Source organism: Arthrobacter sp. Soil_C_60, from assembly GCF_057656375.1.
Genome location: NZ_JBDGKM010000012.1, coordinates 1 through 22574 on the forward strand (window position 1 = coordinate 1; position 22574 = coordinate 22574).

The window sequence follows — 22574 nt, forward strand, 5'->3', positions numbered from 1 at the left end:
GGAGAGTAGGTCACCGCCGGACATCTTTTGAGCGTGAAGGGCTCCACCATGACGGTGGAGCCCTTCACCCATTTAAGCCGCAAATAAGTTGGGTCGATCCCGCTAGGCTTGGGGTATGAGCCCATCGCTGTTCTCGCACGCTGCTGAGGAACCTCAGCCTTCCAAAGCCTTGGAACCGATTACCTTTGAAGTCACGGTTCCGCACCCGCCGGAACAGGCTTTCGAGGGTTTCACCGACCTCATCCATCTCTGGTGGCCGGTAGATACCCAGAGCATCTTTGGCCACGGCGCACATATTGAGTTCGAAGAGACAGTCCTGACAGAGACATCGGACCGGGACGAGGTCCGCAACTGGGGCGACATTCTTGAATGGGAGCCGGGCCGGCTGCTATCCCTGACCTGGCATCCCGGAGCCGGGCCCTTATCAGCCACCAGACTCGAAGTCCGGTTCACTGCGGAGGGCCAAAGCACCCTCGTCCGGCTGCGACACTCAGACTGGGACCAAACAGCCGATGGCGCAGAACGCCGACTAAAGTACCAGCAGGACTGGCCTTCCGTGCTGAGCAAATATGCGAGGTTCATGGGAGCCATTCGCTGAACTAACGCTCCCCGGACATCGATACGGCATGGACCTCTGGCTCTGACAGTTTTCCGCGCCGTGCACAGCTCGCCTCCTCGGACCGAAAATATTGAACGACGAGATTCGGAAGGCCCTACTTAATGACTGACTCAATCATTAGCGCATTGCAAGCTGCACTGCCAGCAGAACAGGTGAGCGTACGGGAGGACGTACTGGCCGCGCATGCGCTGGACCAAGGTCCCGTGATGGCCCACGAGCTGCCCATCGCCGTCGTGTGGGCGCAAAGCGTCGAAGACGTGCAGGCCGTCATGAAGGTGGCCTACACGCACAGTGTTCCGGTAGTTTGCAGAGGCGCCGGTACAGGAGTGTCCGGCGGGGCCCATGCCACGACCGGCTGCCTTGTCCTGAGCCTGGAACGAATGGACCGAATACTCGAGGTCCACCCCGAGGACGAAATTGCCCGTGTGGAGCCCGGAGTCATCAACGCCGATCTGAACACGGCAGTGGCGGAATACGGGCTGATGTATGCTCCCGATCCGGCCAGCTACAAAATATCCACGATCGGCGGCAACGTGGCGACGAACGCCGGAGGCCTGCGCTGCGCCAAGTACGGCGTTACCCGTGAATCAGTCCTGGCTCTCGACGTCGTCCTTGCTGACGGCACGCTTATCCGAACCGGGCGACGGTCCTTCAAGGGCGTAGCGGGATATGACCTGACGGGTCTTTTTGTGGGATCCGAGGGCACCTTGGGCGTCGTGGTGGGAGTTACGGTGCGGCTGCGCTACCTTCCTGCCGATGTGCAGACGATTGCCGCATTCTTCCCCGAGGTGACGACGGCGGCGGCCGGTGTCCTGGCGGTCGGCAAGGCGCGTGTGCAGCCGGCCATCATGGAATTGCTCGACGGCAATACGCTGGTCCAGCTGGACGCAGAACAGGGCTCTGACCTGCGCCAGCGTGGCGGTGCGCTGCTGTTGATCCAGACCGATGGCTTTGCGGCAGAGACCGAAGCGAAGATCGTCCGGCAGGTGCTGGGGGATATCGGTGCCACCGTCACCGCTGAAGTCAGCGAGGAAGCAGTCCGATTAGTGGAGCTGCGCAGGCACAGCCGGGGCGCGGAGGTGGACGATGTCTTTCGTGTGGGTGAGGATGTTGCCGTGCCTCGGTCGCAGCTGGTCCATTACATTGCGGAACTCGAACGGATAGCCGCCGACCACGAAGTGGGGCTCAAAGTTGTGGCGCATGCGGGCGATGGGAACCTCCATCCAACCTTTTGGGTATCGGCCGGAGAGGTCGAAAAAGTCCCGGTGCTCAACGCCGCTTTGGATGAGTCCATCGAGGTGGGCCTTGCGCTGGGCGGTACCATCACCGGCGAACACGGCGTCGGTCAGTACAAAGTGCGTTGGCTCCCGCTTGAACAGCGGGAGGAAGTGCTGGAGCTGCAGCGCGGGATCAAGGCATTGTTCGATCCGAAGGGGCTGCTGAACCCGGGCAAGGCCTTGCCGGAACGGATCGAGGCGTAGGCTGTGGTTGTGCGTAAAGAGACATTATGGGAAGCCCAGAAGCGTGAGAACCCGGGCCATTCGGCCTGGTACATCAAGCGCTTCGAGAACATGCGGGCCCAAGGAAACGACCTTCACGGCGAGGCCCGGCTGATCGATGCCATGGCAGAGCGCGGCAGCAGGATTTTGGACGCCGGCTGCGGTCCGGGCAGGCTGGGCGGTGAGCTGGCGGTCCGCGGGCACCACGTGGTGGGTGTCGACGTGGATCCGGAACTGATTGAAGCCGCGCGGCGCGACCACCCCGACGTCAACTGGTTCGTCGGGGACCTGGCGGAGCTGGATCTGCCTGCACAAGGGATTACCGAAGCCTTCGACCTGATCGTCTGTGCGGGCAACGTGCTCACCTTCCTGGCACCGGGGACCGCTCCGGAAGTCCTGGCCAGACTGGCGCGGCATTTGGCGCCGGAAGGCCGGCTGGTGACCGGGTTCGGCGCGGGCAGGGGATACGACTTCGACACGTTCATGGCGGACGCCGCCGGTGCTGGCCTAGCCGCGGACCACAAGTCCGGGACCTGGGACTTGCGCCCCTTCAGACCGTCATCGGACTTCCTGGTGGCTGTCTTCAGCCTGGCCGCGTAAAGTCAGCGGGCGCGCCCCGGCAGGAGGCTCCACGACGGCCATACGGTTCCGGGGCCTCCACGCCGTTCCGTGGGGCTCCCGGGCCGGGCCTATTCGTCGTCGTCGTTGTCGAGTGCGTTCGCGGCGAGTAGCCGGGCGGTCTTGTCGTCGGGGTTGAGTAGAATCGCCGCCTCGTCCCGGCGGTGGCGCAGCACGTCGTCGATGTAGGCCTGGACTGCCTCCGCCAACGGCACGTTGCGGCGCTGGCTTTCAGAGATGTACCAGCGGTGCTCGAGCACTTGGTGGACCACCTCGGCCGGTTCCAGCTTGCCCGCCAGCTCGCGCGGAATGGCCCGCACTACCGGCTCGAAGACGTGGCGGACCCACGCGTGGGCGCTGATTTCCTCGTCCAGATCCGGATTGTTGTCCGCCCGGTAGCCGTCCAGGTCATTAAGCAGCCGCCGCGCCTGGTTTTCCTGCACGTCCAGCCCGGTCAGGCGGATCAGCCGGCGCTGGTGGTGCCCGGCATCCACGACCTTGGGCTGGAGCTGGATCTGGGACCCGTCCGGCGTCGTTTTGATGGAGAACTCTTCGACGTCGAAACCCAGATCATTCAGTCTGCGGATACGGGCATTGACCCGCCAGCGGTCGCCCAGCTCGAAGGACTCCTTCTCGGTTAGTTCTGCCCAGAGCTTGCGGTAGCTGTCCATGATCCGCTCGCTGGTGGCCAGCGGGTCGACCTTGTCCTCGATCAAGCCGCCTTCGAGCAGATCCATCAGCTCGCCGGCAATGTTGACCCGTGCTATCTCCAGGTCGTACTCGCGCTGGCCGGTGGAGAGCTTCGGGTACAGCTCGCCCGTTTCCGCGTCCACCAGGTAGGCGGCGAATGCACCGGCATCCCGCCTGAACAGGGTGTTGGAGAGGGACACGTCGCCCCAGTAGAAGCCGACAAGATGCAGCCGGACCAGCAGTAGGGCCTGGGCATCGATCAGCCGGGTCAGCGTGTCTTTGCGCAGGGTCTGGGAAAACAGCGCACGGTAGGGGAGCGAGAATTTCAGGTGCCGGGTGACCAGCACCGGATCCAGCTCCGCACCGTCCGTGGTGTGCCGGCCGCTGATGACGGCTACCGGCTCCACGCAGGGCACGTCCAGCCGCTGGAGCTTGCGGAGCATGTGGTATTCGTGCCGGGCGATATGCTCGCTGGTTTCCTTGATGGCAATCACGGAACCGCTCAGATGCGCGAACCGGACAATATGCCGGGAAATACCGCGCGGAAGAGCGGCCAGGTTTTTCGCCGGCCACTCTTCCAACGCGATATGCCAAGGCAGGTCAAGCAGGCTCTCGTCCGTGGTGGCAGAGGTGATGTTCAGCGAACCCAGAACTGCGGCCGCTCCGCCATTGTGCGGGCGCGGCAGTTTTCCCACCTGGCCGAAGTCGGTGGGTTCGTTGTGCCAGTTGGCGTCCATCTGCACCGATCCGTCGAAAGCGCTGCCGGAACTCAGGCCTTGTCCGCCTCCAGCGGCCGGTCCAGATCAGCCAGGGATGCGTGGGGTGCCGCCGGCGCATTATCGCCTAGCCGGAGGCCGGTCTGGGTGTCGAACAGGTGCACGTGGCCCTGCTTCGGACGCACGTACACGGTGGTGCCGGCCTTCGGCGGCGTGCGGCCGTCCACGCGGCCCGTGATGTCGTGGCGGCTGCCGTTGACTTCAGTATGGCCGTACACGTAGGCGTCGGCACCGAGTTCTTCGACCACATCAATCTCCACGGCCAGACCCTGGCCGTCCGGGGCCTGCTCCAGATCCTCCGGACGGACTCCGAGCATGACGGTGCTGCCGTGCGCCGCACCGAGAACGTCCCGCGGCACAGGATAGACCGTTCCGCCGAACTGGACGCCGCCGTCGGCCACGGGCAGTTCCAGCAGATTCATGGCCGGCGAACCGATGAACCCGGCCACGAAAATGTTGGCCGGGGTGTCGTAGAGGTTGCGCGGGGAGTCCACCTGCTGCAGTATGCCGTCCTTGAGCACGGCGACGCGGTCGCCCATGGTCATCGCTTCGACTTGGTCGTGGGTGACATAGACGGTGGTGACGCCGAGGCGCCGGGTCAGCGAGGCGATCTGCGTCCGGGTCTGGACGCGCAGCTTGGCATCCAGGTTGGAGAGCGGCTCGTCCATCAGGAAGACCTGCGGATTACGGACAATCGCGCGGCCCATGGCTACGCGCTGGCGCTGGCCGCCGGAGAGTGCCTTCGGCTTGCGGTCCAGATATTCCTCGAGGTCCAGCAGTTTGGCTGCCTCGCGGACGCGCTGGGCGCGCTCCTCCTTGGCGATGCCCGCGATCTTGAGGGCAAATCCCATGTTGTCCGCCACGGACATATGTGGGTAAAGCGCGTAGTTCTGGAACACCATTGCAATGTCCCGGTCCTTCGGCGGAACGTCGGTGACGTCGCGGTCGCCGATCAGGATCCGGCCCGAGTTCACATCTTCCAGGCCCGCCAGCATCCGCAGGGAGGTGGACTTGCCGCAGCCCGAGGGGCCGACGAGGACCAAGAACTCGCCGTCCGCGATTTCCAAGTCAAGCTTGTCCACCGCCGGCTTCTCTGTGCCCGGGTACAAGCGCGTAGCATTATCGAACGTTACCGTTGCCATGGTGTTTCCCTTCACGGGCAGGTACGTGCCCGACGATCCGTTGTGATGGGTTGATATTCAGTTAGGTGAGCTGGCTCACGGAACCAAGTATGGCATGCGGAGGCAAATTCCGAGGTTTTGCGGGCGGAGGCTCAGTTTTGTGGGGAGGCCCGGCGCAGTTCCGCCAGGGTCTCGAGTACCCGGGCAAAAGCGTCCGGGGAGTCCACCCGGAAAGCCGCTCCCGACTCTCCGGGGCCGATTTTCACACCTAAATCCTGCGGCTGCAGGGCCTTGATGGCGTCCTCGTCCGTGACATCGTCGCCCGCGAAGAAGACCGCCGTAGCCTCCGTAAAGGCGCGCAGGAGCTCCAGTCCCTGCCCCTTGTCGGAGCTCAGGACCGAGGTCTCGAGCACCCGCTTGCCGTCCGTCAGGTGCAGTCCCTCGATGGAGGACAGCTGGCGGCGTGCTTCCTCGGTGGCCGCTTCGGCCACCGAATCTTCCGCGGTGCGGGTATGGAGAACGACGCCGGCCGGCTTGGCTTCCAGCCTCGTTCCGGGGTAGGTAGCGACCACCTCTTCAACCACCGCGGTGGCCTGGCGCAGCGCCAACGCCTGTGCCTGATCCAGGGTCAGGGCGGGGCTGCCGGGGCCGGTAAAGACTTCCGCGCCGTGGGAACCGATGAGCAGGGTTCTATCGTCCGGCGAGGCAACCAGCCGCAGACTCTCGAGAGCGCGGCCGGAAATGAACGCCGTCGTTGTTTCGGGTAGTTCGAGCAGTTCCCTCACGGCAGTGGCGGCGGCTGGCAGTGCCCGAGCGTCTTCGGCACGCGCGACAATTGGCGCCAGCGTGCCGTCGAAGTCCAGCGCCACGAGCAGCCGCGGCGTGCTGCTGATTTTCTCCAGCGCACGCCGCAGCGCCGGATCCAGCTCCCCGCGGTTCTCGCTCGTTGCGGCAGGGTTCTCATTCATTGCCGCGTGCTCCTTACTCATTGCCGCTCCCCGCGGTTTTGCCCAGCGTTTCGCCATCGAGGGCGCGCAGGAAACTCTGGGACCATTGCTCGACGTCGTTCTGCAGGATCTGGCGGCGCATGACGCGCATCCTGCGGGTGGACTCGCCGGGCGCGATTTCGACGGCGCGCATGATCGCGTCTTTGAGCCCGTCGATATCGTGGGGGTTCACCAGGATGGCTTGTTTCAGGTGGTCGGCGGCGCCGGCGAACTCGCTGAGCACCAGCGCACCGTTGACGCCGGTCCGCGACGCCACGTATTCCTTGGCCACCAGATTCATCCCGTCGCGCAGGGCCGTGACCAGCATGACGTCAGCCGCAAGGTAGAGCGCCACCATCTCTTCCTTCGGATAGCTGTGGTGGAGGTAGCGGATCGCAGTGTTGCTCAGGGTGTCGTAGGTGCCGTTGATCCGGCCCACAGCGCCCTCGATCTCCTCGCGCAGCAGCCGGTAGGACTCGACGCGCTCGCGGCTGGGGCTTGCCACCTGGATCAGGGCCGCATCCTCCACGGTGACGCGGCCGTCTTCGAGCAGTTCGCCGTACGCCTTGATCCGGTGCTGGATGCCCTTGGTGTAGTCCAGCCGGTCCACGCCCAGCAGTACCGTCTTGGGATTGCCCAGCTCCTCGCGGATCTGCCGGGCCCGTTCGATCACCTCGGGGCTCTTGGCCAGCTGGTTGATCTGGTCCACGTCGATCGAGATCGGGAAGGCGCCCGCGCGGCAGATTCTGTCGCCGTCGTCGGTCCTGATGTTCACATGCTGGGACTTGATTGTGTGTCCACTGAAACGCCGGACGCAGCGTAGGAAGTTGCTTGAGTCGCTGGGACGCTGGAAGCCCACCAGGTCCGCTCCCAGCAGCCCCTCGATCACCTGGCGGCGCCAAGGCAGCTGGGCAAATATCTCCAACGGGGGGAAGGGGATGTGGTTGAAGAATCCGATCTTCAGGTCGGGCCGCAGCTCGCGCAGCAGTTTGGGGACCAGTTGCAGCTGGTAATCCTGGACCCAGACGGTGGCTCCTTCCGCCGCGGATTCGGCGGTGGCCTCGGCGAAGCGCCGGTTGACTGCCTTGTAAACCTCCCACCAGGTGCGGTGGAACTCCGGCGGGGCGATGACATCGTGGTAGAGCGGCCAGAGCGTCGCGTTGGAGAATCCCTCGTAGTACAGCTCCACATCATTGGCACTGAGCTCAACCGGCACCAGACGCATATTGTCGTGGTCGAAGGGCTTCAAGACTTCATCCGCGGCACCGTGCCAGCCGATCCAGGCCCCCTCCGTTTTCGCCATCACCGGTGCCAGGGCGGTGACCAGGCCTCCCGGCGACCGACGCCAGCTGTTGTCGCCGTCCTCGCCTGTAACGCGGTCTACCGGCAACCGGTTGGAGACTACGATGAAGTCATAGTCTCCATAGCCGGATCCGTCCGACGCGCCAGAATTGTTCGCCTTGGTTTTCGCCATGTGACTCTCCTGACCGTAGTGAATCCTGATATTGACTCTATAAGACAGGAACCATCCGGCCGGCCCGGTGCGTTAATAATGAGTGTAAGTGCGGTGAGCTCCACCACGAGAGCACTGCGAATATTGTAGTTTCAACTAAGCTGTTGCTCGGGCGGCCGGACGTGGCCGTCAGCAGAGCCGAAAGACTTGAGGACATATGGCATCCCAGAACACCCCCAGGCCCACCAAGGCCGAGCGCACTGCCGAGGCGCGTGAAAAGGCCCGTCAAATGCGTGAAACGCAGCAACGCAAGGAAAAGCGCAGTTCGCTGCTGGTCCGCTGGGGTGTTATCGGAGCTGTTGTCGCGATCGTCGCCATTGTTGCCATCATCGTGGCCACCAACCAGCGCGGCGACTTCCCGGATGCCGGCCCCACTCCAGCCAACGGCAACGAATACGGCGGCATCACGCTGACGTCCAGCACCGAGCTGGAGCCGACCACACAGACCACGGTGGACGTGAACAGCATCGACGCCGAGGCAGAGCCGCCGGCCGTGCCCAGCGGCATCGCCGAGGCCCCCGCGGGCGAGCCGGCCCAGATCGTCATCTACGTGGATGCTGCCTGCAGCCACTGTGCCACCTTCGAAGCCACTTACAGCGATCAGCTGAAGGAGTGGCTGGACAATGGCGACGCCACGGTTGAATACCGCGCTGTGGCATTCCTCGACCAGCCGGCCACCGGGAACTACTCTTCCCGCGGCGCCAACGCCCTGGCTTGCGTGGCCGAGTCTTCGCCGGAGAACTACCTCTCCTTCATGGAACTGCTCTTCGAGAAGCAGGTACCCACAGGTCTCTCAAGCGATGAGCTCGCGGCCACTGCTGCCGAGGCCGGTGCCGAAGGTGCAGAAAGCTGCATCCAGGACGGGACCTACCGCCCCTACGCCGCGTACACCGATGCTCTGGCCCGTGCTGACGGCGTCGGCGGAACCCCTGCTGTTTACGTCGACGGCCAGGTCTGGGACAACGCCGGCGACTTCGTTGAGTTCGCCCAGCCGGTCATCGACGCCCGCTCCTAGTTCACATTCCGAAGGGGACGCCCGGTTGGATGCTTTGCGTTTCGCGCGAAGCGCCCAACTGGGCTAACCTTATCTAGCTGGAATTTCCAGCAGAGCTGGCTGCGAAGCCAGCACGCCTCCTTAGCTCAGTTGGCCAGAGCACCTGTCTTGTAAACAGGGGGTCGCCGGTTCGAATCCGGCAGGGGGCTCCACCGCGAGAGGCTTCGGTTCCTGAAGGTTGGGGACTGGAGCCTCTTTCGTTTTTGGGCAGGTCCCGGTTTGCGCGGCCGCCCTGATGACTCTCCATGTGGCCCGGCGGATGGGCAGTGCTTCCCCGGCAGCTCATCGAGGGGAAGAATGAAACGATGACGGGCGCGTACGTTCAGGCGGTAGTACCCGGGAGCGCAGATCGATGAAACCTCTGCCGGTTGGTCTCATTCTGGTCATCGGTGGGACATTCATCGGCGCCCTCGTCGGCGCGCTCTACGGGTTCGTGCCCACAACATTATTTGTGTTCGCCAACGCGCCGGCACCAGGTCGGGCCGGCGGCGCCGACATGGGGCATTTTGCCTTGATCCTCGGTGCCATTGCCGGGGCGTTCATGGGGATCACGGCCAGCGTCGCATCAATCACGGTGCTTCTCATCGGCGGGCGTTGGCTGCAGGACAGGCGGTGGATCAGGGCGGTTGTTGCCGCGGTCGGAGCACTGCTGGGTGCAGCTCTCGCGTTCATCCTGATGATGACAGTGCTGGGTGGCGGGGTTCCGTCCTGGGCTGAGCTGCCCTCGGCCGCACCAATCTTCCTCGCCGCGGCAATGTTGGCGGCCGTGGCCGTCCTGCTTGTTGACCAAATATCGGGAGCAAAACCGGACACGCCGGAGCGTCATCCTTGACCAGAGGGAGAGAAATGGTTAAAGGATTTCCAAAAAACGTTCCATCGTGAGAAGTAAGCATCTAAGCTTCTACTTGTGCTAAAAACTGTTAAACCATTCATTGCCTTGACTGTGCTCCTGATGATGCTCCTGTCGGGCATAGCGCCGGCGTCCGCGGTGACCCGGACGGCCAGCGACCCCTTCGTCAAAGAGGTGCTGCGGCTAATCAACGAGGAGCGTGCGGGCCATGGCCTGTCACCGGTGGTCTGGAACCAGAGCGTCGGCAATGTCTCCCAGCAATGGGCGGAAGAGCAGAACAACCGCATCAACCGGGACAAGTACAGCCTCTCGACGATCCATCGTCCGGGGTATGGAAGCCTGCAAATCCCCGACGGTTACGACTGGTACACGGAAATCATCGGCATCAACAACAACGCCCAGCAGATCGTGGACTGGTGGATGAACTCTCCCGTGCACAAGGCAGGCATGTTGAGCCCAAGCGCCACGGACATCGGCATTGGCTACATGAAGACGACCAAGTCCGGCTGGTACGGCATGTACGTCGTCGTTGCCAATATCGCCGGCTATCCCGATACGCGTGCGGAACTGCCGCCGCATCCCGGTATCGACATGGCGTCCTTCAAGGACGGCGACATTGCCGCCGTCGATTCCGCCGGAAACCTTTATGCCTATCCCACCGCCTTCGGCGGCGACCTGTGGCGGCGCAGCTATATCGCCTCGGGGTTCAAGGGCGCGCTTGAAGTTGAAGTTGCAGACTGGAACGCTGACGGCATCCAGGACATCGTGGCGAGATGGAGCTCAGGGAAGCTGACCGTGCATTACGGGCTGGCGCGAGGAGGTCTGGCGGCTGCCCGTACCGTGGGCAGCTCCGGCTGGGCCAACTATGACATTACGGTGACCGATTGGAAGCAGGGGGACCTGTACCCGGCGATCGTTGCCAAGAACCAGTCAAACGGCAAGCTCTACTACTACAACAATCCTTACGGCGAACGGCACGGCTCCCGCTTACAGATCGGCGCCTCGGGATGGGCGAACCTGGAAATATTCACGCTTGACTTCGACTACGACGGCAGGATGGACCTGGTCGCCAAGACCCCGCGGGGCCAGCTGAAGCTGTACCGCACCCACGGCAATGCAAGGTTCGTTTCCGAATACCGCAGGATTATCGGCGCGTCCGGCTGGAACACCATGCACCATCTCTCATCCATCAACAATCATCTGGGAAATAGCAGGCCGGGCATTCTGGCTCGGGATAAGTACGGGAACCTGCATCACTACCCGGTCTCGCCGAACCAGGTCAACCGGCGCAGCACCATCGGCCAGGGCGGCTGGGACACACTCATGCTCGGTAGCTAGGAGCGGGCTTGATCCGTCCAGGTTTCGCGGTTTCGCCCCCAGTCTCAGCAGGTCCGGCTTATAGTGGCGGAGAGAGCGCCAAGGAGGCGGATTGTGAGCGAAAATAAACCGGAGCTGGATCCGGAGATTCACCAGCGTGAAGACGGCGTGGTTATTGAACCCGGGTCGGAGATTGACGAGGATCTGCATGACACGGTGCCCCCGGCTTCCGAGGGACTGGGCGACGCAAGGTCTGACGGCGGTGCCCGCGGCGCTGGGTCACCGGCCTAGGCCCTGCGCCCGTCCGGTCAGGAAGCCTTGGCTAGGGACGGGTAATGGCTCCAGTTGCCATGGTCCACTTCGAGGACCGTACCGTGCTCGCCGTAGAGGACGTTGACCGATTCTCCGAAGTGCTCGCAGTCTTCATCCGGGCACGTGTCCGAGAGGTCTCCGGCGTAGTCGTTGGCGAACCGCTGTTCCCATTCGTCTACTTTGGCCATGGCCCAGGCGTTGCCGCCATCCGCCAGGACTTCAAGCTCTTCGATGCTGTACCGCCGGCCCCGCTGGGGATGCCGGGCGGCTGCGGTTCCGCTGCCGTGTTGCATTGATCCGGTGCTGGATGTGTTCTTCGTGGTCATGCTCCCAATTTACGTCCCGCTACTGACAGTATTTGGTCCCGGCGTCGGCGCGTCCGGTATCAGGGACGCTCAGGCCGAATGCCCGGCGTCCAGATCCAGCACCTGGGAAAAGTGCAAGGGCTCTGTTCCCGGATCAGCCTCTACCTGGGAAGGGGCCAGCAGGAAGCCCACATGGTCGCCCAGATCAAAGTGGTGCAGAACGTCCGCGATCATTCGGCGGGGGCAATCCGTCAGGATCGGAACGCCGCCCGGTCCCTGCCGCCAATTGCAGGAGGCAAACTTATCCACCTCATCGCCGGTACTTTCCCCGAACAGGGCAGCAAGCCCACGTTGGCCGGAACCGGGGACATGAACGCCGAGCACGGTGGCGTTCCGCGCCACGCGGTAGGTGTGGTTCTGCTTTGAGAGGCACATCATGAACCTGACGGGGCTGATGCTGCACTGGGTGGCAAATCCGACCAGGCAGCCGGACAGCGACGTCTCGCCGCCTTCGGTCGAAGCGGCCGTGACGATGTACATCGGATAATCTTGCCCGGCGACAAAGGCATCCGTATCCACTTCAGTGCTCATGGGTCCTCCCACCTCTCGTCAATGCCAGATACCGGTGCCCGGCGGTTCAACGTCCATGCTACGGGTGTGCCGTGTCGGTCTAGGAGCCGTCCTCGTCATGAGGAAACACCGGTTCTTCAGGGTCGCTGCCACGGAGGAAGAACGCCCCGACGGCGCCTGCCAAAGTGGCGAAAACGGCCACCGAATAGACAGCCAGCAGCACTTCCAGCAGGCGGGCGAAGCCATCGGCGGCAGTCAGCTCGCTGCCAGTAATGGTCGACATGGCTGCTTGTTGCAGCGCATCCCCGTAGCGCTGGTAGGAACCGGATACATAGAGCAACTGGCTGGAGACCATAATGACCATGGCAGTGACTGCTGCCAGCCAGCCGATCCGGCTCGAAAGCAGTCTGCCGGCTGAACGTCCGCCGCGGATCCCGGCCGAGAGCACACTGCCGAATCTGGCCAGACGTGCCGCCCGGAACACCCGGAGCGCCTGCAACGCACGGAAAAAGCGCAGGAAGGGCACCAACAGGAAAATGATCTGCCACCAGTTGCGCTTCCAGAACCGGCGCTGGAACCTGGCGATATAGGCGCGCAGCAGGAATTCCGCGACGAAGATACTCCAGAAAAGCCAGCCGAGAACCGACAGGAACGTCAGCAGCCCGGGCCGGGTGGCCAGCATCTGGCCGAGGACGACGAACACAAACAGCAGGCCCAGGACGCCCATCGGCCGGTCGAGCCGGGCGGCCAGTGCCTCGGCTCGGTCCAGCCGTGCCGCTGTTTCCAAATCGTCGCGTGGCTGCGCCATCTACCCTCCAGCTCGTCCGTGCTGTGAACGCCCGGTCACATGCCGTGCCATTCCCTGCCAACGCTAGCGACTGGACAGGGCCTCGACCAGCCGCTGAATCCAGGTCCTGCCAAGGCACGGGCCGGTTTTGCCCATTCTCCGCCTGGGCCTTGACGTCATTACGACGACGGCGTTGGCTGGTGACAGTGCGAAGGAGACAATGATGCGGCTGCATTTCCAGACAAGGCCAGTACCCAACGGCGCGCCTGCAGACAGCGGTGGCAGCGGTGCTGGCAGCGGTGGCAGCGGTGCTGGCAGCGCCAGGGAGTACAGCCGCAACGTAAGGCGGACCGGCGCAGCGGCCGCGGTCGCCGCCGTCGTGCTTCTATCCGGTTGTACCGCAACGGAGCAGGAGCCGGGCACGCAGACGGAGGGTGCAGCCTCATCCCCGGCAGCAGTAGAGGCGCCCGAACAAGGCGGCAGCGAAGGCGTTTCCATCCCGGACATCGTTGCCAGCGTGGAGCCATCCGTGGTGACCATCTTTACCGCGAGAGGTGGCCTGGGCAGCGGCGTCATCTACAGCGCGGACGGACTGATCCTGACGAACGAACACGTGGTCCGCGGGGTGGATGAGGTTGAAGTTGGTTTTGCCGATGGCAAGCGCGAGGCCGGTACCGTGGTGGCGGAGGACCCGGTGACGGACCTGGCCTTGGTCCAGGTGGAGCGGACCGGGCTGCCCGCGGCGGAATTCGAACCGTCGCTGCCCAGGGTGGGGGAGTTGGCGGTGGTGATCGGGTCTCCGCTCGGCTTCGCGAACACGGCGACGGCGGGGATCATTTCGGGGCTGCACCGCGAAATTCCCGGCTCGGCTTCCAACAGCCAGTCGCTGGTGGACCTGATCCAGACCGATGCTCCGATCAGCCCGGGCAACTCGGGCGGGGCCGTGGTCAACGGCGAGGGGAAAGTCATCGGCATCAGCGAGGCCTACATCCCGCCGCAGGCGGGGGCTGTAGCGCTGGGCTTCGCGATTCCGGCGGCGACTGCGATGGAGGTTGCCGAACAACTTCGCGAGGACGGCAGCGCCGAGCATGCGTTCATGGGGCTCGGGCCTGCGGGCATCACGCCCCAGATCGCGGAGCAGTTGGGCCTGCCGGATACGCAGGGCGCGCTGGTGCTGTCCGTTATGGACGGTGGTCCGGCCGCGGAAGCCGGACTGGAGCCCGGAGATGTGATTGTGGGGCTGGGCGGCGAAGAGATCCAGACACCCGAGGACCTGCTTGCGGCCTTGCGCGGCCATGCACCGGGCGACAAGGTGGAGGTGGAGATCAGCCGGGGCGGTGAAGCCAGCCAGCTCACCGTCACGCTCACGGACCGTCCCTCCGCCGAATGAGGCGGAGACACAGCAGGCCGCATGACGGCAACGCACCAGCAGGATGGGGCAACGCAGAGCAGCCGGAATAGAACAGGCTGCGGGCCGTTATGACTGGTGTGCCGCTAACGAAAATTCCCGTCTCCATTCTCGACCGTGCCAACTCCCGTTCCGGAGGAACCGAGGCGGAGGCCTTGAGGGCGACGGCGAACCGGGCACGCCGGGCGGAGTCACTGGGGTACCACCGGTTCTGGGTAGCCGAACACCATGGCGTGCCGGGGATTGCCGGTTCGGCACCCACGGTCCTGATGGGGATCATTGCCGCGCAGACGGAGCGGATCCGCGTCGGCTCCGGCGGCGTGATGCTGCCCAACCACCAGCCGCTGGTGGTCGCCGAACAGATTGGGACGCTGCAGGCGCTCTTTCCCGGCCGGATTGATCTTGGGGTGGGCCGCTCCGTCGGGTTCACTCCGGCTGTCCGGCAGGCGCTGCGGCAGGACAAGGACGGCGCGGACCGCTTCGAGACGGATCTGGCCGAGTTGCTGGAATTCCTGACCGGGGAGGCCGCGGTCACCTCCCGGCCGTACGACGGTGGTGCTACACCGCCTTTCGTGCTGGCCACCGGCCAAGGTGCCGACATCGCTGCCAAGGCGGGACTCGCCGTCGTCGTTGGTGGTCCTGCCTACACCGGGCGCACGGGAATGCCGGCGGCGCTGGCCCGGTACCGTCGGAATTTCCGCCCCTCCCGGTGGTATCCGGAACCGTATGTCGTTGTTTCGGCCAATGTTGCCGTGGCGGCGACGGCCGGGCAGGCTCGCGAGCTCCTTCTCCCAGAGGCCTGGGCGCTGGCCCAGTCCCGCACCCGTGGCGAGTTCCCGCCGCTGGAACCGGTGGCAACTATCCTCCAGCGCCAGCTGACGGGGCGGCAGCAGAAGCTGATCGACGAAAGCCTTACCTCATCGATCTACGGCAGTCCTGGGGAGGTCGCGGAGCAGCTCGCCCGCTTGCTCGACGCTACCGGCGCCGACGAGTTCATGGTCACCGGGAACACCTTCGACCCAGCTGCGCTCGCAGACTCGGACGCCGGACTGGCGGAGCTGATGGGGCTGCACAGCCGCAGCCCCGCTTAACCAGTCCGCCCCCGTTCCAGTGAGCGGGAGCGGACCGGCAAGGAAGTGCCAAGGATCAGGACTGGGAGACGCGGCCCGCCAGTTCGGTGGCATCGTCGGGGATGGACGGTGCTGACCGTTCATCGGCTACGTCCGGCGCATCTTCCATGCCGGACGACTTCATGAAGTAAGCCACCAAGCCGGAGATGAGGCACCCGGCTGCAAGGTACACAGCCACCAGGTACCAACTGCCCCCGCCGAAGCCGACCAGCGCTGCGGCGATGAACGGGGTGAAGCCGCCGGCGATTGCACTGGCCACCTGGTAGCCCACGCCAGCGCCGCTGTTGCGGTGCTCCGCGCCGAACATCTGGGTGATCAGCGGCTGCTGGACGCTGACAGCCATGTCGTGGGCAACGTTGACCAGCAGAATGGAGAAGACGATGACGCCGACCAGGGAGCCTGCCTCCAGGAAGATGAAGAACGGCACGGAGCTCAGGACACCGATCACGCTCGCAGCCAGGTAGATCTTCCGGCGTCCGAACCTATCGGACAGATACGCGAAAGTGGGAATGCTGATCATACCGATCGCGCCCACGATCAGGCCGATGTTCAGCATGAAGCTGTTGTCCATGCCCAGTGTGTTCACCGAATAGCTCAGCGCAAACGTCGTCACGATGTACATGGTGAATAGCTCGATCAGGCGCAGGCCGATGATCTGGAAGAAGGCCTTGGGGTTCTCCTTGATCGCGTTGACGATCGGGAGCTTGTGCTTGCCCTCCGCACGCTCCTCTTCCGGAGGAGCTTCGAACGTTTCCACCACCTTGCTCCGGATGATCAGGCCGACGCCGACCAGCACGATGCTGGAAATGAAGGGTACGCGCCAGCCCCACTCAGCGAACTCATCGCCGGCAACGTTGCCCATGATGGTGACAAAAGCGGTGGCGAGCATCAGGCCTACGGAAAAGCCGATCTGGACGCCGCTGGAGTAGAGCGCCTTCTTGCCCTTCGGCGCGCTTTCCACCGCCATCAGGGCGGCGCCGCCCCATTCACCGCCGACGGCGAAGCCCTGCACGGCGCGCAGCAGCACCAGTGCCAGCGGGGCGAGCCAGCCGATCGTCTCGAAGTTGGGGATCATGCCGATGCCGGCCGTGGCGAAGCCCATGATCGTCATGGTGATCACCAGGGTCCGCTTGCGGCCAATCCGGTCGCCGTAGTGCCCAAAGACCAGGCCGCCCAGGGGGCGGAAGAGGAAGCCGACGCCGAAAGTTGCGAACGCGGCCAGCACGCCGATGGCGGGCGAGACGTCCGGAAAGAACTGGGTGTTGAAGACTGTGGCGGCAACGAGGCCGTAGAGCAGGAAGTCATACCACTCGATGACGGCACCGGCGAAGCTGCTGACGGCCGCCCGCCGGGCCTGCATCTGGGGGTTCTGAATCTTGGTCATAGGCTCGTACTTTCACTAGGGATGGAGTCTCTTGTGCGCAATGTGAACAGCTGTGCGCTTTGTGGACTGCTAAGTGATCGTAGTCACCTTTCGGCTTGCTGGTCAATAGTGTTAACCGATTGGTCAGCGAAGGATGCATGACCGGTGAATCCGCGCTCGGGGCAAGGCGGCCGGGGAGGGATCGGGAACTGGGCGCGCGGCAGCTCGGCGCTGGCACCGGGTGGCGCAGATGGTGCAGCCGGGTGCTCAATAACGACGGCGGCAACCGCCGAAGGTCTGTGTCACGCGGACAGGGGCAGGCCCAATGCGAGGGCGTTGCCGGTGGGCTGCTGACCTGCCGGGGCGGCGGAGAGCGGGCCGCGCTGACTAAGGCCTAGGCGGTGCGCTGGCGTCCGCCGAAGTCGTCGGCGATACGCTCCGCTGCCGCTTGCAGCCGGGGCAGGATCGTTTCGGCGATGGTCTCTTCCTGACCGCGGTGGGTCTGCAGCGAGACATTGAGCGCGGCGATCAGGTCTCCGCCGCGGCGCACCGGAACAGCCAGCCCGCGCAGGCCGTCGTCGAGCTCCCGGGAGACCAGGGACCAGCCGCGCTCGGCCGTGCGTTCCACCTCTTCCCGCAACTCGGCGATACTGCTGACCGTGTGCTGGGTGTACTTGGTGATCTCGATGCCGTCGAAGAACGCTTCGCGGCTGGCCAGCGGCAGTCCGGCGACGAGTACGCGGCCCATCGAAGTGGCCCAGGCCGGGAACCGGGTTCCCACGTTGACTGAAACCCTGAGCATCCGCGGCGCCAGCACCCGGGAAATGTAAACCACGTCGGTGCCGTCCAGGATGCACAGCGACGCCGTCTCATCCAGGTCCACGGCCAGTTGCTTCAAATGCGGTTCGGCGATTTGCGGCAGGGTCAGGCTGGAGAGGAAGGTGGCGCCGATGTCCAGCGCCCGCGGGGTCAGTTCGAAGACACTGCCGTCATTGCGCAGGTAGCCCAGGTCGGTCAGCGTCAGCAGGAAGCGACGGGCCGCGGCGCGGCTGAGGTCTGCCTTCGCGGCGGCCCTGGTGATGGTCAGGCGCGGTTCGTCGGCGCTGAATGCCAGCAGGATTGCGAGGGTCTTCTCCGCCGACTTGACCCAATAGGCAGGGGTCTCCTCGCTGACGGCTTCGTCGAGCTGTTCCATGGTCCTAACTTTCCTTGCGGGCAATCCCAGTGATTCTAGCCGTGTTTGCTCAGCAGGTACTGCGCGGAGAGGCGGACCGGGGCGTTGGGCGCGCCGTAACCGTCGTAGCTGCTGCGGCGTTCGACAACTTCGAAGAACACGCTTCCCACGGTGGCTGTGTAGAAGTGCAGGAACTCGCCCTGGTCGTCCCTGTCGTAGAGCAGGTTCAGTTCCTGCAGTGTGGCCAGCAGCTCCGGAGCCAGCCGGAAGCGGGCCTGAAGGTCCGCGTAGTAGTTGGCCGGGATCTTCAGGAACTCGAGCCCGCTGGCTACCGCGTTGCGGGCCAACGCGATCAGGTCGGTGCAGGCGAAGGCGATGTGCTGCGGGTAGGCCGACTCTGCCGAGGGGCCCGGCTGTTCCATCACCAGCGGGGCGATGTTCAGCGCGAGGCGGACGTTGCCGTCCTCGGTGCGCATGACCTGGCTGCGCACCAGGCCTACCGGGCTGGGGACCTCGGTGGACGGCCGCGGGGCCAGGGACAGCGTGCTTTCGTAGAAGAGGACGCTTTCGTCGAAATGCTGCCAGGGCTGGGCGAGATTGACGTGATCGATATGTGTGATCAGGTCCTGTCCCGACCGCTTGGCGCCGTCGGTAGCGAATTCGTCCGTCCAGGCCGCCGTTCCGTCCGGCGTCGCCTCGCAGAGGAAGATTTCCGTGGAGTCCGGTGCCTTAACCGCCTGGAGCACGGCCTCATTGGCCTGGCTCTGGCGCGGCACGGCGGTGGCCTTGAGCTGGAGGGCGCGGGAGGCGGCGACCAGCGGGTCTTCGACGTCGAAGGCCAGGGCCGCGATGGTTGGTTCAAGCCCGCGGGCCTGCTGTTCGTTGATGATGATGCGGGCCTGGCCCTGCGTCCACAGCTGCACCGGCTTGGTGCGGTGCCGGCCCCGGAACGTGAAGCCGAGCTGGGAGAGCAGTTGTTGGACGTGCTCCGTGTTCTCCGCTTTGACCTCGGCGAAGTTGAAGCCGGTGGGTTCGGCGACCTGCGGCAGGGTGGCCAGCTGCATCGGGAAGCGGGCGTCCGGGCCGTCGGTCTCGAGGAGGTGGACCGACGTGCGTTCCTCGAGCCAGATCAGTGAACGCATGGCATCGACGGCGGTGCGTTCCTCGTCGGCCTGGCGGAAAACGTCGTTGAAGATCTCCAGCGACACCGGCCCGTTGTAGCCGCTGCGGACCAGGTGGCCCATGAACTTGTCCAGTTCCCAGGCTCCCTCGCCCGGGAAGACCCGGTAGTGCCGGCTCCAGGAGAGGATGTCCATGCTCAGCTGCGGTGCGTCGGCCAGCTGGACGAAGAAGATCTTCTCCGCCGGGATCTTTTCGATTCCGGCCGGATTCCAGCCGCGGGAGAGGATGTGGAAGCTGTCCAGGCAGGTGCCGATGTTCGAGTGGTCCGCCAGGTCCACGATCCGCATGGCATGTTCGAAATCGTTGACGAACGTGCCCCAGGCCAGTGCCTCGTAGGCGATGCGGATGCCGTAGCGGGCGGCGAGGTCGCCGAGGCGGCGGAGCTGGGCCGCGGCGAGTTCGTCGTCGTCGATCGTGGCGGTGCCGACGTTGCTGCAGAGCAGCATCAGGTCCATCCCGAGGCTGCGCATCAGCCGGAACTTCGCCTCGGCGCGGTAGAGGTTCTCCGCCAGCAGCTCTTCGGGCACGCCCTCGAAATCCCGGAACGGCTGGTACAGGTCCAGGCTGAGGCCGAGCTGGGCGGCCAGGGTCCGGATCTCCTCGGGGCTGTGCGGGGAGACCAGCAGGTCCTGTTCGAAGATTTCGATGCCGTCGAAGCCCGCGTTGGCGCAGGCGTGCATCTTTTCTTCGAGCGTTCCGCTCAGGCAAACGGTGGCAATGGAGGTGCGCAACAGGGGACCTTTCGGAGGCAATGGAGAAATGCTAGAGGCCTTGGGCCAGGAGTTCGAGGAAGTGTCCGCGCATGCGGGCCGGATCCGGCTCCAGCCCGGTGATGTACCGGAAAGCGTCGACGGCCTGGCCGACAGCCATGTGCCCGCCGTCGAGCACGCGGCAGCCCTTGGCCGCGGCGGTATTGATCAGTTCGGTCTCCACCGGGCGGTAGATGACGTCGGCGACCCAATGTCGCGGCTCAAGCAGCTCGGTGTCCAGCGGCAGGCCCGGGTGGTTGTACATGCCCACCGGCGTGGCGTTGAGGAGCCCGTCGGCATCGGCGAGGACGGCGGGGAGGTCTTCCGTCGGCGCGGCGGCGACTTGTTGCTGGGGGAAGAGCTCGGCCAACGCGGCGGCGCGTTCGGTGGCGCGGGCCGGGTCAAGGTCCAGCAGCGTCAGTCTCCGCGCGCCCTTCTTAAGCAGGGCGTAGGCGACGGCGGAACCGGCGCCTCCGGTGCCCAACTGCACCACCGAACCGAGTTCCGCGTCCGGCAGCCCGTTGTCCATGCCCATGCTGAAACCGGAAAAATCCGTGTTGTGGCCGAGGAACTTGCCATCCCGGATCAGGACGGTATTGACGGCGCCAAGCCGGCGGGCGTCGTCGGAAATCTCATCCAGGTGTTCCATCACCAGCTGTTTGCAGGGATGCGTGATGTTGAACGCGTTGTAGCCGAGCTCGCGGCCCTGCCGCAGCAGTTCGCCGACATCTTCCCCCGGACGGCCGAGCGATGTCAGGTCAATGGGCCGGTACAGGTAGCGGATGCCGTGGTGGTCGGCCTCGCGCTCGTGCATGGGCGGCGTCAGCGACACCGTGATCCCGTCGCCGATCAGGCCGACTAAATAGGACTCCGACACCGTGCTCATGTGACTACCTTCCCTCGTTCGGTTTCTGCACAATTGTACGCATATCGCACAGGAGATGGAAGACCGGAAGCGCGGAAGGGGTGCGGGGGATGGGCGAAGCTGGACCTCGGTGGATTGAAGGTAGGCAGTCCATGTCTTGCGCATGGCCTGTGAGGTGGGCTACCTTTTTAACGACCGTTCGATTTGTGCACACTCGTGCGGAATGCGCACAAACTACTTAGGCGGGACAGTCCGCCTCCGACCGTTTCCCCGGTCCGCCAGATCCCGCAGCAGTTGCAAGGAGCACTTCATGACCGCCGTTCACCAAGAGGATGAGGCTTTTGCCCATCACGGCAAGACGCCGAAGCGGGCTGCCATCGCCAGCTTCATGGGCAGCGCCGTCGAGTACTACGACTTCTTTATCTTCGGCTCCGCCGCGGCCCTGATCTTCCCGCATGTGTTCTTCCCGGACGAAAGCGCGAATGCCGGGATCATGTCGCTGGCGACCTTCGGCTTCGCCTACATCGCCCGCCCGGTCGGCGCCATTTTCGTGGGGCACTTCGGCGACAGGATCGGCCGCCAGAAGGTCCTGATGTTCACGCTGGTGCTGATGGGTGCCTCCACGTTCATCATCGGCTGTATCCCGGACTTCCAGACCATCGGCTGGTGGGCGCCGGCCATCCTGGTACTTTGCCGCCTGATGCAGGGGCTGTCCGCCGCCGGCGAGCAGGCCGGTGCCAGCTCGCTGACGCTGGAGCATGCCCCCGACAACCGCCGGTCCTTCTTCACCTCCTGGACCCTGACCGGTACCCAGGGCGGCCAGATCCTCGCGGCCCTGGTCTTCATCCCCGTGGTGGCCCTGCCCGACGAGATCAAGTACGGCATTGGCTGGCGCATCCCGTTCTGGCTCAGCGCCATCGTTGTCATCGTCACCTACTTCATCCGCCGTTCGCTGCACGAAACCCCCACCTTCGAGGCCGCCAAGGCCAACAACGAAATCGCGAAGCTCCCGGTTGCCGTGCTGCTGAAGAGCCACTGGCGCGACGTCCTGCGCGTGATCTGCTGCGCGTTCATCGCCGCCGTCTCCACCGTCTACGGCACGCTGGCGATCAAGTACGGCGCCGAGGTCGGCAGCGTCGATGAAGGCATTACGCTGTGGCTGGTGGTCGCCGGCAACATCGGTGCCCTGTTCACCCAGCCGCTCTTCGGCAAGCTCGCGGACCGGATCGGCCGCAAGCCGGTCTTCATCTACGGGGCCGTCGGCAGCGCGGTCTTCATGCCGTTCTATCTGCTCTCGATGGAATCGGGCAACACGCTGCTGCAGTTCACCCTGTCCGTGCTGACCTTCTCCTGCGCCTACGCCGCGGCCAACGCCGTCTGGCCCTCGTTCTACGCCGAGATGTTCAGCGCCAAGGTCCGCTTCTCCGGACTGGCCATCGGCACCCAGCTGGGCTTCCTGATGGCCGGGTTCGCCCCGTCCATCGTGGCGGCCATCGGCGGGATCCAGGAAGGCGGCTGGGTTGCCACCAGCATCTTCACCGCGGCCATCTGCGCCATCGCGGCAATCTCCGCGCTGACCGCCCGGGAAACCTACAAGGTTCCAACCGAAGAGCTGGGCAAGCGCAAGCCGGTCACCGTCTAAATCAGATGCAGTAAAAGCCAGCGAACGACGCCGGCGGGAGACTT

Annotated in this window: 22 protein-coding genes and 1 tRNA gene; 12 read left to right on the top strand and 11 right to left on the bottom strand. The window is 64.5% G+C overall.

The genetic code is table 11. The features are described from left to right. Positions 1-115: 115 nt before the first annotated feature. The 3 genes from AC3A4M_RS19375 to AC3A4M_RS19385 all read left to right on the top strand — a co-directional run bounded on the left by AC3A4M_RS19375 (position 116) and on the right by AC3A4M_RS19385 (position 2718). Entirely contained in the window at positions 116-598 is a 483-nt protein-coding gene (locus AC3A4M_RS19375; RefSeq protein WP_498737828.1) for an SRPBCC domain-containing protein, read from the top strand. A gap of 122 nt (positions 599-720) precedes the next feature. Then, entirely contained in the window at positions 721-2100 is a 1380-nt protein-coding gene (locus tag AC3A4M_RS19380) for an FAD-binding oxidoreductase (protein WP_498737830.1), read from the top strand. Positions 2101-2109: 9 nt separating this feature from the next. Next, on the top strand, positions 2110-2718 hold the full coding sequence (locus AC3A4M_RS19385; RefSeq protein ID WP_498737831.1) for a class I SAM-dependent methyltransferase: 609 nt from the start codon (positions 2110-2112) through the stop codon (positions 2716-2718). Between the two features lie 89 nt (positions 2719-2807). Here AC3A4M_RS19385 and AC3A4M_RS19390 read toward each other — a convergent pair whose 3' ends face one another. The 4 genes from AC3A4M_RS19390 to AC3A4M_RS19405 all read right to left on the bottom strand — a co-directional run bounded on the left by AC3A4M_RS19390 (position 2808) and on the right by AC3A4M_RS19405 (position 7783). Further along, on the bottom strand, positions 2808-4163 hold the full coding sequence (locus tag AC3A4M_RS19390) for a DUF4032 domain-containing protein (RefSeq protein WP_498737833.1): 1356 nt from the start codon (positions 4161-4163) through the stop codon (positions 2808-2810). Positions 4164-4195: 32 nt separating this feature from the next. Further along, the gene (locus tag AC3A4M_RS19395) at positions 4196-5344 is read right to left on the bottom strand and encodes an ABC transporter ATP-binding protein (RefSeq protein WP_498733865.1); all 1149 of its coding nucleotides are present in this window, start codon (positions 5342-5344) and stop codon (positions 4196-4198) included. A gap of 131 nt (positions 5345-5475) precedes the next feature. Further along, complete coding sequence (otsB, locus tag AC3A4M_RS19400; protein WP_498737835.1) at positions 5476-6291, bottom strand: trehalose-phosphatase; 816 nt, start codon at positions 6289-6291, stop codon at positions 5476-5478. 13 nt (positions 6292-6304) lie between these two features. Further along, complete coding sequence (locus tag AC3A4M_RS19405) at positions 6305-7783, bottom strand: alpha,alpha-trehalose-phosphate synthase (UDP-forming) (protein WP_498737837.1); 1479 nt, start codon at positions 7781-7783, stop codon at positions 6305-6307. A gap of 196 nt (positions 7784-7979) precedes the next feature. On the opposite strand from AC3A4M_RS19405, the gene AC3A4M_RS19410 reads away from it, so the two are divergent. The 5 genes from AC3A4M_RS19410 (at position 7980) to AC3A4M_RS19430 (ending at position 11334) form a co-directional block, all read left to right on the top strand. Next, on the top strand, positions 7980-8837 hold the full coding sequence (locus AC3A4M_RS19410) for a DsbA family protein (protein WP_498737838.1): 858 nt from the start codon (positions 7980-7982) through the stop codon (positions 8835-8837). A gap of 114 nt (positions 8838-8951) precedes the next feature. Then, a tRNA-Thr gene (locus tag AC3A4M_RS19415) sits at positions 8952-9028 on the top strand. A gap of 200 nt (positions 9029-9228) precedes the next feature. Further along, positions 9229-9708: a hypothetical protein gene (locus AC3A4M_RS19420; protein ID WP_498737840.1), complete on the top strand. Its 480-nt coding sequence runs from the start codon at positions 9229-9231 to the stop codon at positions 9706-9708. 111 nt (positions 9709-9819) lie between these two features. Continuing rightward, positions 9820-11064, top strand: a complete 1245-nt coding sequence (locus AC3A4M_RS19425) for a CAP domain-containing protein (protein ID WP_498738010.1) — start codon at positions 9820-9822, stop codon at positions 11062-11064. 93 nt (positions 11065-11157) lie between these two features. Further along, a complete protein-coding gene (locus AC3A4M_RS19430; RefSeq protein ID WP_498737842.1) occupies positions 11158-11334 on the top strand; it encodes a hypothetical protein in 177 nt (58 codons plus the stop codon). A gap of 17 nt (positions 11335-11351) precedes the next feature. On the opposite strand, the gene AC3A4M_RS19435 is transcribed toward AC3A4M_RS19430, so the two are convergent. From AC3A4M_RS19435 to AC3A4M_RS19445, 3 genes are all read right to left on the bottom strand, one after another. Then, a complete protein-coding gene (locus tag AC3A4M_RS19435) occupies positions 11352-11681 on the bottom strand; it encodes a hypothetical protein (protein ID WP_498737844.1) in 330 nt (109 codons plus the stop codon). Positions 11682-11750: 69 nt separating this feature from the next. Further along, the gene (locus AC3A4M_RS19440) at positions 11751-12251 is read right to left on the bottom strand and encodes a flavin reductase family protein (protein WP_498737846.1); all 501 of its coding nucleotides are present in this window, start codon (positions 12249-12251) and stop codon (positions 11751-11753) included. 79 nt (positions 12252-12330) lie between these two features. Beyond that, positions 12331-13038, bottom strand: a complete 708-nt coding sequence (locus AC3A4M_RS19445; protein WP_498737848.1) for an ion transporter — start codon at positions 13036-13038, stop codon at positions 12331-12333. 127 nt (positions 13039-13165) lie between these two features. Here AC3A4M_RS19445 and AC3A4M_RS19450 point away from each other — a divergent pair, with 127 nt between their 5' ends. Then, entirely contained in the window at positions 13166-14407 is a 1242-nt protein-coding gene (locus tag AC3A4M_RS19450; protein ID WP_498737850.1) for a S1C family serine protease, read from the top strand. A gap of 89 nt (positions 14408-14496) precedes the next feature. After that, a complete protein-coding gene (locus AC3A4M_RS19455) occupies positions 14497-15516 on the top strand; it encodes an MsnO8 family LLM class oxidoreductase (RefSeq protein ID WP_498737852.1) in 1020 nt (339 codons plus the stop codon). Positions 15517-15571: 55 nt separating this feature from the next. On the opposite strand, the gene shiA is transcribed toward AC3A4M_RS19455, so the two are convergent. Beyond that, positions 15572-16939 carry a shikimate transporter gene (gene shiA, locus AC3A4M_RS19460; protein ID WP_498737853.1) on the bottom strand — a complete coding sequence of 456 codons (1368 nt, stop codon included), beginning with the start codon at positions 16937-16939 and terminating at the stop codon, positions 15572-15574. Between the two features lie 137 nt (positions 16940-17076). Between shiA and AC3A4M_RS19465 the strand changes: the two genes are divergently transcribed. Further along, the gene (locus AC3A4M_RS19465; RefSeq protein ID WP_498737854.1) at positions 17077-17316 is read left to right on the top strand and encodes a hypothetical protein; all 240 of its coding nucleotides are present in this window, start codon (positions 17077-17079) and stop codon (positions 17314-17316) included. Here AC3A4M_RS19465 and AC3A4M_RS19470 read toward each other — a convergent pair. From AC3A4M_RS19470 to AC3A4M_RS19480, 3 genes are read right to left on the bottom strand one after another with little or no spacing between them, the layout of a single operon-like run. Beyond that, the gene (locus tag AC3A4M_RS19470) at positions 17313-18113 is read right to left on the bottom strand and encodes an IclR family transcriptional regulator domain-containing protein (protein ID WP_498737856.1); all 801 of its coding nucleotides are present in this window, start codon (positions 18111-18113) and stop codon (positions 17313-17315) included. The genes AC3A4M_RS19465 and AC3A4M_RS19470 overlap by 4 nt on opposite strands. A 35-nt stretch (positions 18114-18148) precedes the next feature. Then, the gene (locus AC3A4M_RS19475) at positions 18149-20005 is read right to left on the bottom strand and encodes a bifunctional sugar phosphate isomerase/epimerase/4-hydroxyphenylpyruvate dioxygenase family protein (RefSeq protein ID WP_498737858.1); all 1857 of its coding nucleotides are present in this window, start codon (positions 20003-20005) and stop codon (positions 18149-18151) included. A gap of 31 nt (positions 20006-20036) precedes the next feature. Further along, the gene (locus AC3A4M_RS19480) at positions 20037-20909 is read right to left on the bottom strand and encodes a shikimate dehydrogenase (protein WP_498737859.1); all 873 of its coding nucleotides are present in this window, start codon (positions 20907-20909) and stop codon (positions 20037-20039) included. 289 nt (positions 20910-21198) lie between these two features. Between AC3A4M_RS19480 and AC3A4M_RS19485 the strand changes: the two genes are divergently transcribed. Continuing rightward, entirely contained in the window at positions 21199-22530 is a 1332-nt protein-coding gene (locus tag AC3A4M_RS19485) for an MFS transporter (protein WP_498737860.1), read from the top strand. Positions 22531-22574 lie beyond the last annotated feature (44 nt).

Bases quoted from the DNA above. Each gene is read 5' to 3' on its own strand.
- AC3A4M_RS19375 (WP_498737828.1), top strand. From the start codon at position 116: ATGAGCCCATCGCTGTTCTCGCACGCTGCTGAGGAACCTCAGCCTTCC.
- AC3A4M_RS19380 (WP_498737830.1), top strand. From the start codon at position 721: ATGACTGACTCAATCATTAGCGCATTGCAAGCTGCACTGCCAGCAGAA.
- AC3A4M_RS19390 (WP_498737833.1), bottom strand. From the start codon at position 4,163: ATGGACGCCAACTGGCACAACGAACCCACCGACTTCGGCCAGGTGGGA.
- AC3A4M_RS19395 (WP_498733865.1), bottom strand. From the start codon at position 5,344: ATGGCAACGGTAACGTTCGATAATGCTACGCGCTTGTACCCGGGCACA.
- otsB (WP_498737835.1), bottom strand. From the start codon at position 6,291: ATGAATGAGAACCCTGCCGCAACGAGCGAGAACCGCGGGGAGCTGGAT.
- AC3A4M_RS19405 (WP_498737837.1), bottom strand. From the start codon at position 7,783: ATGGCGAAAACCAAGGCGAACAATTCTGGCGCGTCGGACGGATCCGGC.
- AC3A4M_RS19410 (WP_498737838.1), top strand. From the start codon at position 7,980: ATGGCATCCCAGAACACCCCCAGGCCCACCAAGGCCGAGCGCACTGCC.
- AC3A4M_RS19420 (WP_498737840.1), top strand. From the start codon at position 9,229: ATGAAACCTCTGCCGGTTGGTCTCATTCTGGTCATCGGTGGGACATTC.
- AC3A4M_RS19435 (WP_498737844.1), bottom strand. From the start codon at position 11,681: ATGACCACGAAGAACACATCCAGCACCGGATCAATGCAACACGGCAGC.
- AC3A4M_RS19440 (WP_498737846.1), bottom strand. From the start codon at position 12,251: ATGAGCACTGAAGTGGATACGGATGCCTTTGTCGCCGGGCAAGATTAT.
- AC3A4M_RS19445 (WP_498737848.1), bottom strand. From the start codon at position 13,038: ATGGCGCAGCCACGCGACGATTTGGAAACAGCGGCACGGCTGGACCGA.
- AC3A4M_RS19455 (WP_498737852.1), top strand. From the start codon at position 14,497: ATGACTGGTGTGCCGCTAACGAAAATTCCCGTCTCCATTCTCGACCGT.
- shiA (WP_498737853.1), bottom strand. From the start codon at position 16,939: ATGACCAAGATTCAGAACCCCCAGATGCAGGCCCGGCGGGCGGCCGTC.
- AC3A4M_RS19465 (WP_498737854.1), top strand. From the start codon at position 17,077: ATGACCGGTGAATCCGCGCTCGGGGCAAGGCGGCCGGGGAGGGATCGG.
- AC3A4M_RS19470 (WP_498737856.1), bottom strand. From the start codon at position 18,113: ATGGAACAGCTCGACGAAGCCGTCAGCGAGGAGACCCCTGCCTATTGG.
- AC3A4M_RS19480 (WP_498737859.1), bottom strand. From the start codon at position 20,909: ATGAGCACGGTGTCGGAGTCCTATTTAGTCGGCCTGATCGGCGACGGG.
- AC3A4M_RS19485 (WP_498737860.1), top strand. From the start codon at position 21,199: ATGACCGCCGTTCACCAAGAGGATGAGGCTTTTGCCCATCACGGCAAG.